This is a genomic window from Arachnia sp., from assembly GCF_057238465.1.
Window position 1 is genome coordinate 175,139 of sequence record NZ_DBHHFZ010000001.1, and the last position, 11,811, is coordinate 186,949.

The 11,811-nt window shown below is 65.3% G+C and carries 13 protein-coding genes; 10 read left to right on the forward strand and 3 right to left on the reverse strand.

What is annotated here, in order from left to right:
• Position 1 precedes the first annotated feature (1 nt).
• From sufB to ACO6D6_RS00805, 8 genes are all read left to right on the forward strand, one after another.
• The gene (sufB, locus tag ACO6D6_RS00770) at positions 2–1,441 is read left to right on the forward strand and encodes a Fe-S cluster assembly protein SufB (protein ID WP_484782466.1); all 1,440 of its coding nucleotides are present in this window, start codon (positions 2–4) and stop codon (positions 1,439–1,441) included.
• A complete protein-coding gene (gene sufD / locus ACO6D6_RS00775; RefSeq protein WP_484782467.1) occupies positions 1,441–2,649 on the forward strand; it encodes a Fe-S cluster assembly protein SufD in 1,209 nt (402 codons plus the stop codon). Before sufB ends, sufD begins: the two co-directional genes overlap by 1 nt.
• Positions 2,646–2,975, forward strand: coding sequence for a non-heme iron oxygenase ferredoxin subunit (locus ACO6D6_RS00780; protein WP_484782469.1), 330 nt, complete (start codon positions 2,646–2,648; stop codon positions 2,973–2,975). Before sufD ends, ACO6D6_RS00780 begins: the two co-directional genes overlap by 4 nt.
• A gap of 5 nt (positions 2,976–2,980) precedes the next feature.
• Positions 2,981–3,742: a Fe-S cluster assembly ATPase SufC gene (gene sufC / locus ACO6D6_RS00785; protein WP_484782470.1), complete on the forward strand. Its 762-nt coding sequence runs from the start codon at positions 2,981–2,983 to the stop codon at positions 3,740–3,742.
• 55 nt (positions 3,743–3,797) lie between these two features.
• Positions 3,798–5,033 (forward strand): aminotransferase class V-fold PLP-dependent enzyme, encoded by a 1,236-nt coding sequence (locus ACO6D6_RS00790; RefSeq protein ID WP_484782471.1) that lies wholly within the window; start codon positions 3,798–3,800, stop codon positions 5,031–5,033.
• The gene (gene sufU / locus ACO6D6_RS00795) at positions 5,030–5,473 is read left to right on the forward strand and encodes a Fe-S cluster assembly sulfur transfer protein SufU (RefSeq protein WP_484782472.1); all 444 of its coding nucleotides are present in this window, start codon (positions 5,030–5,032) and stop codon (positions 5,471–5,473) included. Before ACO6D6_RS00790 ends, sufU begins: the two co-directional genes overlap by 4 nt.
• Positions 5,473–5,853, forward strand: coding sequence for a metal-sulfur cluster assembly factor (locus ACO6D6_RS00800; protein ID WP_484782474.1), 381 nt, complete (start codon positions 5,473–5,475; stop codon positions 5,851–5,853). The genes sufU and ACO6D6_RS00800 overlap by 1 nt, the downstream gene beginning before the upstream one ends.
• Before the next feature lie 91 nt (positions 5,854–5,944).
• Positions 5,945–6,766 carry an alpha/beta fold hydrolase gene (locus tag ACO6D6_RS00805; protein WP_484782476.1) on the forward strand — a complete coding sequence of 274 codons (822 nt, stop codon included), beginning with the start codon at positions 5,945–5,947 and terminating at the stop codon, positions 6,764–6,766.
• 40 nt (positions 6,767–6,806) lie between these two features.
• On the opposite strand, the gene ACO6D6_RS00810 is transcribed toward ACO6D6_RS00805, so the two are convergent.
• The 3 genes from ACO6D6_RS00810 to ACO6D6_RS00820 are packed head-to-tail and all read right to left on the reverse strand — an operon-like array spanning position 6,807 to position 9,771.
• A complete protein-coding gene (locus ACO6D6_RS00810; protein ID WP_484782477.1) occupies positions 6,807–7,088 on the reverse strand; it encodes a hypothetical protein in 282 nt (93 codons plus the stop codon).
• An 11-nt stretch (positions 7,089–7,099) separates the two neighbouring features.
• Positions 7,100–8,563: a hypothetical protein gene (locus tag ACO6D6_RS00815; RefSeq protein WP_484782478.1), complete on the reverse strand. Its 1,464-nt coding sequence runs from the start codon at positions 8,561–8,563 to the stop codon at positions 7,100–7,102.
• Positions 8,564–8,577: 14 nt separating this feature from the next.
• Positions 8,578–9,771, reverse strand: a complete 1,194-nt coding sequence (locus ACO6D6_RS00820; RefSeq protein ID WP_484782480.1) for an SHOCT domain-containing protein — start codon at positions 9,769–9,771, stop codon at positions 8,578–8,580.
• Between the two features lie 137 nt (positions 9,772–9,908).
• On the opposite strand from ACO6D6_RS00820, the gene ACO6D6_RS00825 reads away from it, so the two are divergent.
• Together ACO6D6_RS00825 and ACO6D6_RS00830 are read left to right on the forward strand one after the other, a co-directional pair.
• Positions 9,909–11,507: an ABC-F family ATP-binding cassette domain-containing protein gene (locus ACO6D6_RS00825; RefSeq protein WP_484782482.1), complete on the forward strand. Its 1,599-nt coding sequence runs from the start codon at positions 9,909–9,911 to the stop codon at positions 11,505–11,507.
• 56 nt (positions 11,508–11,563) lie between these two features.
• Positions 11,564–11,761 (forward strand): hypothetical protein, encoded by a 198-nt coding sequence (locus tag ACO6D6_RS00830; RefSeq protein WP_484782908.1) that lies wholly within the window; start codon positions 11,564–11,566, stop codon positions 11,759–11,761.
• The last annotated feature ends 50 nt before the right edge of the window (positions 11,762–11,811 follow it).

Below are 11,811 nucleotides of genomic sequence, written 5' to 3' on the forward strand. Positions count from 1 at the left end.
TATGACGACCACGCCACAGGCCCCCGGAGTGGGGGCCACGCAGGACGAGCACCTGGAAGCCCTAAACGGCTACCAGTACGGCTGGCACGATTCCGATGCCGCCGGTGCTGCTGCCCAGCGAGGCCTCAGCGAGGCCGTGGTCCGGAACATCTCCGAGCTGAAGGGCGAACCCGAGTGGATGCGGGACCTGCGCCTGAAGGCCCTCAAGTTGTTCGGCAAGAAACCGATGCCGGCCTGGGGAGCGGAACTCGACGAGATCGATTTCGACAACATCAAGTACTTCGTCCGTTCCACGGAACGCCAGGCACAGACCTGGGATGACCTGCCCGAGGACATCAAGAACACCTACGACAGGCTCGGCATCCCCGAGGCGGAGAAGGCCCGCCTCGTGGCCGGTGTCGCAGCCCAGTACGAATCCGAGGTGGTCTACCACCACATCAATCAGGAACTGGAACGGCAGGGTGTGATCTTCCTCGACACGGACACCGCCCTCAGGGAACATCCCGAGATCTTCAAGGAACACTTCGCCAGCATCATCCCGGCAGGTGACAACAAGTTCGCGGCGCTGAACACCGCCGTCTGGTCCGGTGGTTCCTTCGTGTACGTTCCCAAGGGAGTCCACGTCTCCATCCCGTTGCAGGCCTATTTCCGGATCAACACCGAGAACATGGGCCAGTTCGAGCGGACCCTGATCATCGTCGACGAGGACGCCTACGTGCACTACGTCGAGGGCTGCACAGCTCCCATCTACTCCTCCGACTCGTTGCACGCGGCGGTGGTGGAAATCTTCATCAAGAAGGGCGCCCGCTGCCGCTACACGACCATCCAGAACTGGTCGAGCAACGTCTACAACCTCGTCACCAAGCGCGCCGTCTGCGAGGAGGGCGCCACCATGGAGTGGGTCGACGGCAACATCGGTTCCAAGGCGACCATGAAATACCCGGCCGTCTACCTGATGGGGGAACACGCCCGCGGCGAGACCCTGTCGATCGCCTTCGCGGGCGAGGGGCAGCACCAGGACGCGGGCTCCAAGATGGTGCACTGCGCCCCCCACACCTCCTCGTCGATCATCTCGAAATCGGTTTCCCGCGGCGGCGGGCGTTCCTCCTACCGCGGCCTGGTGAAGGTCGAGGCGGGAGCGCATCACTCCGCGTCGTCGGTGAAATGCGATGCACTGCTGGTGGACACCATTTCCCGCTCCGACACCTATCCCTACGTGGATGTCCGGGAGGACGACGTCTCCATGGCCCACGAGGCGACCGTCTCCAAGGTCTCCGATGACCAGCTGTTCTACCTCATGTCCCGAGGCATGGAGGAGGACGAGGCGATGGCCATGATCGTGCGTGGTTTCGTCGAGCCCATCGCCAAGGAACTCCCCATGGAATACGCCCTGGAACTCAACCGGCTCATCGAGCTGCAGATGGAAGGTGCGGTCGGCTGATGTCGGCCCCGGAACGAAACGGACAAGAGGAAGAAAAGTTGAGCACCACTGCTGCAGTGAACGGGTTCGGAGCCGTCGAGACCGTCGCATCCCATCTTCACCCCACCCCGTCGTGGGAGGTCGCCGATCATCCGAAGCCGACAGGCATGGAGGAGATCTGGCGCTTCACCCCGCTGAAGCGTCTCGCCGGGCTGTTGGCCGAGGGTGACGCGCTTCCCGGACTCAGCTGGGAGGGGGAAACCCCTGCTGGCGTGGAGTTCACCGTCATGCCCATGAGCGCACTGCAGGACCTCGCCGTCGAACCCCCGGTGGACCGCGTCGCGGCCCTGGCGGTGGCCCGCAGCGCGGAACTGGCGCTCATGCGTGTCCCGGCAGACACCGAAATCGACCAGGCCAACGTCCACGTCGGGACCGGGAACGGCGCGGAGGCGGCAGAGGTCTTCGTGCTGGAGGTCGGGGCCAACTCCCGCGCCACCATCGTGTTCCACTACAAAGGCAGCGGATCCTACGCCGCGAAGTACGACATCCGGGTCGGTGATGGAGCCGAGGTGAACCTCGTGTACGTCAACGACTGGGATGCCGATGCCGTCCACGGCGGTCAGATCAGCATCGAGGTCGGACGTGACGCCCGGGTCCGCACCGTCCAGGCATCGCTCGGTGGCGCCGTGATCCGGCTCCAGGAGAACGCCCGCTTCACGGGTCCCGGCGGTGAACTCGAACAGTACGGTCTCTACTTCGTCGATGCCGGGCAACACATCCAGCACCGCCTCTTCGTCGACCACAACGCCCCGAAGACCAGGTCCAACGTGGACTATCGCGGTGCGCTGCAGGGCGAGGGCGCGAACTCGGTGTGGATAGGTGACGTGCTGATCCGGAAGGTCGCCGAGGGCATCGAAACCTACGAGTCCAACAAGAACCTCGTCCTCACCGACGGCTGCCGGGCCGATTCCGTTCCCAACCTGGAGATCGAAACAGGCGAGATCGAGGGGGCCGGCCACAGCTCCACCACTGGCCGGTTCGATGACCTCCAGCTCTTCTACCTGCGCTCCCGCGGCATCCCGGAGGCCGAGGCCAGACGCCTCGTCGTGCACGGTTTCTTCAACGACATCATCCGGCGCATCGGTGTTCCCGAGGTCGAGAAGAGGCTGTTGGCCCAGGTGGAGAAGGAACTCGACATGGCGGCCGAGGCCATGAGGGCCGCTCAGTGAGCTTCATCGCCGTCGCCACCCTCGACGAGCTGATTCCCGAGATCCCGCTCGCCGTCGACGAACACGAGATCGCCATCGTGCTCCATCAGGGCGAGTACTTCGCCATCCACAATCTCTGCAGTCACGGGCACGTTCCCCTGAGCGACGGGGATGTCGAGGAGGGCTCGATAGAGTGCTACCTCCACGGCTCCCGTTTCGACCTGCGAAGCGGCCGCGCCCTCTGCCTGCCCGCCACGGAACCCGTCAACGTCTACCCGGTCCAGATCGAGGACCAGCAGGTGCTGGTCGATCTCGACCACCCCATCACCGAATTCCAGGAGTCCTGAAAACCATGTCCAATCTCGTCATCTCCGACCTCTACGTCGACGTCCTGACCGAGGAGGGTCCCAAACAGATCCTCAAGGGCGTGGACCTCACCGTGAACTCCGGTGAGGTGCACGCGATCATGGGTCCCAACGGTTCCGGGAAGTCCACCCTCGCCTACGCCATCGCGGGACACCCCAAGTACGAGATCACCTCCGGATCCGTGACCCTCGACGGAGTGGAGCTGACCGACCTCACCGTCGATGAACGCGCCCGGCAGGGCCTGTTCCTGGCGATGCAGTACCCGGTCGAGGTTCCGGGGGTGTCCGTGGCGAACTTCCTCCGCACCGCCAAGACCGCCCTCGACGGCAAGGCCCCCAAGATCCGCACCTGGGTCAAGGACGTCGAGAACGTGCTGAACCGTATGAACCTGGACAGCTCCTTCTCGGCCCGTTCCGTCAACGAGGGTTTCTCCGGTGGCGAGAAGAAACGCCACGAGATCGCCCAGCTGGAGCTGCTCAATCCCAAGGCCGCCATCCTCGACGAAACCGACTCCGGTCTCGACATCGACGCCCTGCGCATCGTCGCCGATGGCGTGAACCGCTACTCCGCCCAGGGGGACCGGGCCGTGATGCTCATCACCCACTACACCCGCATCCTGCGTTACATCGACCCCACCTTCGTTCACGTCTTCGTCGACGGCCGCATCGTCGACCAGGGCGGGCGTGAGCTGGCCGACAACCTCGAGGCCAAGGGCTACGAGGCCTATATCAAGGCGGCCAGGGCCTGACGGTGCCCCGACCCCGGGAGCGGGGGAGACGGTGGTTGAGGAGGAGAGGACCGAAGTGAGCTTTGACGTCGATACGATCCGGCAGGATTTCCCCATCCTGAAGCGCAGGATGGGGCAGTATCCACTGGTCTACCTGGACTCGGCCAACACCTCCCAGAAACCCCGGGTGGTCGTTGACGCGATAGCCGAGCACTACCTGCAGCACAACGCCAACGTGGCGCGCGCGATGCACGTGCTCGGCGCCGAGGCCACCGAGGCCTACGAGGGGGCGCGGGGCTTGGTCGCGTCCTTCATCGGCGCCGCCGCCCCTGAGGAAGTGGTCTTCACCAGAAATGCATCCGAGGCGCTCAATCTGGTGGCCAACACCCTGGCGGCCCGGCTGATTCCGGGTGACGAGGTGGTGATCTCCGTGATGGAGCACCACTCGAACATCGTTCCCTGGCAGCTGGTGTGTGAGCGCACCGGGGCGGTGCTCCGCTGGTTCGACGTCACGGACGAGGGGCGGCTCGACCTCGAGGCGGCCGAACGTGACGGGTTGATCAACGAACGCACCAGGGTGGTTTCCATCGCCCACGTGAGCAATGTGCTGGGCACCCGCAACCCGGTGGCCGGGATCGCCGCCAAGGCCCACGCGGTAGGCGCGGTGATGGTGGTCGACGCCTCCCAGTCGGTGCCTCACCAGAGCGTCGACGTCGCGGCCCTCGGAGCCGACCTGGTGGCCTTCACGGGTCACAAGATGTGCGGCCCGACCGGTATCGGGGTGCTGTGGGGCAGGGGGGAGCTCCTGGCTTCCCTGCCCCCCTTCCTCGGTGGTGGGGAGATGATCGAGGTGGTCGAGATGACCCACTCCACCTACGCGGATCCGCCCCAGCGTTTCGAGGCGGGCACCCCGCCGATCGCCCAGGCCGCAGGGCTCGCCGCAGCCATCAAGTACCTGCAGGGGATCGGAATGGACGCCATTGCCGCCCACGAACACGAGCTGACCGAGTACATGCTCGCCAAGCTGACCAGCATCGATGGGCTGGTGCTGCTGGGACCGGCGGAGGCCGCCGAACGGGGATCGGCGTGTTCGTTCAACCTGAAGGGCATCCACCCGCACGACGTCATGCAGGTGCTGGACTCCCGTGGTATCGCCATCCGGGGTGGGCACCACTGCGCCAGGCCGTTGCACAGGAGACTCGGTCACCAGAGCTCCACCCGGGCATCGGCCCACCTCTACACGACCCGGGAGGAGATCGACGCATTGGCGGATGCGCTGGTGTTCACCCGCGACTACTTTGGAGCACGATGAACCTCGACGAGCTCTATCAGACGATCATCCTCGACCACTACCGCGAGAAGCACCACAGCGGACTGCGGGAGCCATACGAGGCCGAGGTGCATCACGTCAACCCGTCCTGCGGCGACGAGCTGACCCTGCGCGTCCACCTGGACGGCGACACGATCGCCGACATGTCCTACGACGGTGAGGGATGCTCCATCTCGCAGGCATCCACATCCATCCTGGGAGACCTGGTGATCGACCAGGACATCGACCATTTCTCCGGTCTTTACGACGACTTCCTGGAGATGATGCACTCCAAGGGGGAGATCACCCCCGACGAGGACCGCTTCGAGGACGCCATCGCTTTCGCCGGCGTCTCGAAGTTCCCCGCGCGCGTCAAGTGCGCCCTGCTCGCCTGGGCGGCCCTCCGGGATGCCGTCAGCCAGGCCTCAGCGAAGGAGAACTGATGTACACCCCCGACCCGCGTCCCTCGGATCTGGTCAAGGACGAACTGCCCGACGACGACTCGACCAGGCCGATCCCCACCGAGGAGGAGATCGAGGAGGCGATGAAGGACGTCGTCGACCCCGAGCTGATGGTCAACGTCGTCGACCTCGGCCTGCTCTACGGGGTCACGGTGGACGAGGAGGCCAACGTCACCCTCGACATGACCCTCACCTCGCCCACCTGCCCGCTGACCGACCGCATCGAGTACGACACGAAGTACGCGCTCGACGGCCTCGCGAACTCGGTGACCATCAACTGGGTGTGGCTGCCTCCGTGGACCCTGGAGATGATCACCGAAGATGGCCGCGAACAGCTGCGGGCCATCGGCTACAACCTCTGAGGTCCGGCGCGTCCGGGCTGAAACCGGGGTCGGCATCAATCCGGGGGGTTGTCGAGTAGTCTCGGGGAGAACCGATGATTGGAGGGCGAAGATGCCGAAGCTGACCACCCCGGACCAGGTGAACCTGAACTACACCGACATCGGATCCGGGCGACCCATTGTGATGATCCACGGCTGGCCGCTGTCCGGGGCCGCGTTCGCCGACAACGCCAAGGTGCTCGCCGCCGCCGGATACCGGGTGATCACCTACGACCGGCGTGGGTTCGGGCAGTCCGGGAAACCCCGTGGCGGCTACGACTACGACACCTTGGCAGCCGACCTGGACGCCCTGCTGACCGGCCTCGACCTGCACGACGTGGTGCTGCTCGGGTTCTCCATGGGCGGTGGTGAGGTGGCCCGTTACCTGGCGACGCGCGGATCGGGGCGTGTCGGTGCGGCGATCCTGTCCGGGTCCATCTGCCCGGCCCTGTGCATCACGAAGGACAATCCTGACGGTGCCATGCCCCGCGAGGGATTCCAGGAGCTGGCGGATGCCTGCGCCGCCGACCACGCCGGTTTCGTCGACCAGTTCTGCGGTTGGTTCTACAGCAACGACCAGGGGCTCACCGTTCCCGAGGAGGTCCGGAGGCAGGCGGTTGAGATCGCCCAGCAGTCGGCCCCGCACGCCGCGGTTGCAACCATTCTCTCCTGGACCGAGGACCTGCGCGAGGACTGTCGTCGCATCGACGTCCCGCTGCTGGTGATCCACGGCGACGGGGACCAGAACGTCCCGCTGGCAAAGTCCAGCGCCCGCATGCCCGAGTACGCGCAGCAGGCGCAGCTGGTCGTGATCGAGGGCGGGCCTCACGGGATCAACGTTTCCCACGCGGATCAGTGGAACGCGGCGATCCTCAATTTCCTGGCGGGCAGCTGACGGATCCCCGGGGCCGCTTTGCGGGCGGCGCCCGGACTCCCTACCACGTCCGCAGCCGGTTTCTCGGTTCTTTGGAGTACTCGTGGCCCTCCACGTGCTTTTCCTGCGTGCGGCCGATGGACTCGAGGTAGGTGTCTGACCCTTGGACGTCCTGGAGTTCGACGCGGGTGGTTTCCTCGAACTGGTACGACTTGTCGGCATTTCGGTACCGCGACATGATGTAGCCGTAGAAGGCGATGGCGGCGATCGGCCCCAGCGCCAACAGGGCAAACCGGATACTTCCCGAGGACGAGCGCTCCAACAGAACCATCCAGAAGGACATGTCAGCTCCCATCACAAGGTTGCCACGAACAGCATCAGCCCGATTGCGGTGCCGATGACGAAAATCAGGAAGGTCATCAGGTACAGCATCGTCCGGTTGATGGGTACCGATCCCATCACCTTGCCGTTCTGGCCGTTGACCGCCACGAAATGTTTCAGCCCGCGATCGGGCTGGTAGTAGGAGTACAGCCACACCGGCAGATAGACCGTCACCCAGCGTGAACCCTGGAGGTCCACGTGCTCGGTGTCCCAGCGGACACCCCGGTCGTACCTCTCCACCATGTTCTCCCCCTTCGCGCGGGCGATGCTGAGCAGGCGGTCCCGGACGATGTGATCCATCTCGGTGACGTTCACGTCGCGGCGTTCGCTCGTGAAGCCGCGAAGATAGTTCGGGCTGTAACGCAGGGCGTCCTTCACGTTGAACGGCAGGATCGCATTGATGATGTTGTTGGTCTGCGACGGATCGCCCATGTTTCCGCGTTCCTGGTTGGACTCCAGCAGCAGGTCATCGATGCTCATGTCAAAACTGCGCGCAACGTTGTAGGCATCGGCGGAGTAGTAGGTTTCCCAGGAATCCCCGTGTTTCTCGGTCCAGCATCCGGTCTGCACCTCGCCACGGCCCGTCAGATCGCCATGCGCCTGCCCGTCGAACACGAAATAGGGCAGGTAGACGCCTACCACGTTCTCGGGGGCGAACTCCTGCTTGAACCTGGGATGGGCGTAGAACTTCCGCTGGTCCACGAACTCGCGGATGATCTCCACGGCGTCGTGCTGCAGAACCAGGAACGGGGCCACCGCGTCCGGGGTCGCCCCATTCGCGATCCTGGCGTTGGGTGAGAGATAGCTTCGGCACCAGTGGCAGCGCACCTGCACGGTCTCGTGCACGTCGATGACCACCTCCGCGCCGCAGCCGTCGCACTTCAGTGTCACCATGCTCTGCCCGACCAGGTCCTGCGAGGAATGGGTCACCACGGTGCCCTCCAGGTCCCGTATCCCCCCGGTCAGGTCAACCTGGTCCTCCAGACGCGGTTCGTTGTAACGGGACCGGCAGTTCGCGCAGACCAAGGAGCGGGCCTCGACGACGTAACGGATGTCAGTGCCCCCGCAACTGGCGCACTTGATCATCACGCCGGTGCGGCCGCCGTCGGGAAGCTCGATCACCTGGGGGACGGGAGCCGGCTCCTGGATGTCCTGCTGTGGAGGCGCTGGTGTCCAGGGGTTGCCCGGGGCGGCGGGAACAGGGGGTGGCCCCGCGACGTGCCCCGGATTGGCGTACGGATTCTCGCTCAGGGGACGGGACTCCTGTTGGGGCGGGAAAACTCCCGGTTGCGGGGGATATCCGGGCCAGGGCTGCTGGGCCTGGGGATACCCGGTGGCCTGCTGTGGGGGAGGGTAGCCGTGTGGTTGTTGCTGGGGATACCCGGGCGGCCAGGGTTGCTGCCCCCAGCCCTGGCCGCCACTTCCGGAGGCTGTCATGGTTTCGTGTCCTCTTACAGCCCGAGCAGCCGCTTCTTCAGCGTGTCGAACTCCTCCTGGGAGACCACCCCGGCGTCGAGCAGCTCCTTCATCTGTTTCAGCTTCGCGACGGGATCCTCCTGGGGGGCCGCCTGCGCGGGCTGTTCGGGCTGCGCGGGTTGTGCCGGTGCGGGCTGCTGCGTCGGCTGCTGGAAGCCGCCCATCATTCCGCCCATCATGGGAACACCGATGCCCATGCCGACCAGACCCTGACCGCCCCCGTTCTCCCCCGCGGACTGGATTCCCCGGGCCACGGACTGCTGCATGAAGGAGGCGCCACGGTCCCCACGCAGCGCGTCCGCTTTCTTCACGTCGGAAAGCAGCGCTCGGGTGTCGGCGTCGTACTCGATGGCCGCCAGTGCGACTCGTTCGATGAGAAGGCCGCGCCCGGAACGCCACTGGTAGTTCTCCTCGACGGCAGCGCTGAGGGATTTCGCGAACCCGATGGAATCCTGTTGCAGCCGGGTGATGCGGTTTCCCCGCTCGGGGTCGTTTGTGTACTTCGAGAAGGCGGAACCCAGACTGGACACCACCTCGGTGAAGAGTTGTTCGCTGACGGGATTGTCGATGTCCGTGAAGTCGAAGACCTGGTTGTTCGCGATCACGGCGCCCGAGATGACGGTGGAGATGAACAGAAGGGGATCAACGATGCGGAGGGTGTAGGAGCCGCGGGTGATAGCGCCCACCTGCGCACCCAGGTAGGCGTCGTCCCAGTAGATCTCGGACTGGGTGCCGAAGCGGTTGTCCGGGAGCTCCTTGAGGTTGACGAAGAAGACCTGCTGCATGGCGTTCGGCCGCCCGCCGAACTTGATGCGTTCCCAGGTGTTCCGGATCACCTGGCCGAACACCCCGTCGCCGGCGAAAACCGACTGGGAGGAGGGATCCTGGCCGCGGAACTCGAACCCGCCGGGTTCCGCCACGAAGCCGGTGATCCGCCCGTCCTGGAAGGAGACGAGGCCGTAACCGTCGGGAACCACGATCTTCGAGCCGTTGCTGATGATGTTCTCCGAGCCCTTGGTGTTGGAACCGCGCCCCGCGTTCCTGCCCTCGTGGGCGGCCGGGAAGAACGCTGCCGTCGGGCTGATGCCGCGGGGGACCGTGAGGAAATCCAGCCACTGATCGGCGAAGACGCCGCCGAGGGCGCCCGTGAAGGCCTTGATGAAACCCATGTTCTAACTCCTGACTCAGCTGGGGTGGCGACTCGCGGTTGCCACTTGTTCATGGTGCCAGACCCCGGGGGTCAGTGGGATACCGGGTGGGTGGTGGAAGCCGCCGTAACGCGCCCCGGTGGGTAAACTTCGCCGACGTGCTGCAGGTCAAGGATGTGGAGGTACGCGCCGGGGCGCGGCTCCTGTTGTCCCCGGTCAGTTTCCAGGTCGCTGCGGGGGATCGCATCGGGCTGGTTGGTCGCAACGGCGCCGGGAAAACGACCCTGACCCGTATACTCGCGGGGGAGGGACTGCCCGCATCCGGCACCGTCACCCGGTCCGGGCGGTTCGGCTACCTGCCGCAGGATCCCCGTTCGGGGGAGCCGGAGCAGCTCGCGCGCGACCGGATCCTGGGGGCCCGCGGACTGGATCAGGTGATGGCGCGTCTCAGGCGGGCCGAGCAGGAGATGAGCTCCTCGCGGGGAACCGAACGGGAGAAGGCCATGGCGGCCTACGCCCGTGCCGAGAACGCGTTGCTGTCGGCGGGAGGATACGCCGCCGAGGCCGAGGCGGCTCGGATTGCCGCCAACCTCGGGTTGCCGGACCGTGTCCTCGGGCAGCCTCTTTACACCCTCTCGGGTGGTCAGCGACGCCGGATCGAACTGGCTCGGATCCTGTTCTCCGACGCCGACACCCTCCTGCTGGATGAACCCACCAACCATCTCGACGCGGACTCCATCACATGGCTGCGGGGCTATCTGCAGGGTTTCGGGGGTGGTCTGGTGGTGATCAGCCACGACGTCGGTCTGCTCGAGGCGGTGGTGAACAAGGTGTTCCACCTGGACGCCAACCGCGCCGAACTGGATCTCTACGCGATGGACTGGAAACGCTACCTGCAGCAGCGGGAGACCGACGAGAAACGCCGCAAACGGGAACGCCTGAACGCGGAACGCAAGGCGTCGCAGCTGATGGCCCAGGCCGACCGGATGCGCGCCAAGGCCACGAAGGCCGTCGCCGCCCAGAACATGGCCAGGCGCGCGGAGAAGCTGCTGTCCGGCATCGAGGGGGAACGGGAACACGACAAGGTGGCCCGGATCCGGTTCCCCGAGCCAGCGCCTTGCGGGAAAACCCCGCTGATGGCCCGCGACCTCTCGAAGGCCTACGGCTCGCTGGAGGTGTTCACCGCCGTCGACCTCGCCATCGACAAGGGATCCAAGGTGGTCATCCTCGGACTGAACGGTGCCGGGAAAACCACGATGCTGCGGCTTCTCGCCGGGCTGGAGGAACCCGATGTGGGGCAGCGGATCCTGGGCCACGGGGCACGACTCGGCTACTACGCACAGGAACACGAGACCCTCGATGTCAGCAGATCGGTGCTGGAGAACATGGTCTCCGCGTCCCCCGACCTGGGCGATGTGGAGGTTCGCAAGGTGCTCGGTTCCTTCCTGTTCACCGGGGATGACGTGGACAAACCCGCGAAGGTGCTCTCGGGTGGGGAGAAAACCCGCCTGGCGTTGGCCATGCTGGTCGTCTCGGCCGCCAACGTGCTGCTGCTCGACGAGCCGACGAACAACCTCGATCCGGCTTCCCGCGCGGAGGTGCTGTCCGCCCTGCGTTCCTACTCGGGGGCTGTCGTGCTCGTCACCCACGATCCCGGGGCCGTTGAGGCCCTGGAACCGGACCGGGTGCTGGTCCTGCCCGATGGGGTCGAGGACCTGTGGAGCGACGACTACGCCGATCTCATCGCCCTGGCCTGAGCACATTGCACATTTTGCGCAAACAATGCGCAGGGTTGAACAATTGTTCGATCACAATGGTCCGCGTCGAGTGCGGTCCAGGGGCAAGAAAACGCCATGCCGGGGCGCGCATCAACTTCGGCGCCGGTGGTTGGCGGGCGATCATCGCCGGGTTCTTCGGGTCCGAGCCGCTCCTGCGCATCTTCTGTGAGATGCCCACCCGGGAGCGGGCCGAGCGGGCGCGCGAGGAGTTCAGGGAGTTCCTCGAACCGTGAGCTGCCGTTTCGACCGTTTATAACGATCGTCGTTATAATTGCGTCGTCCG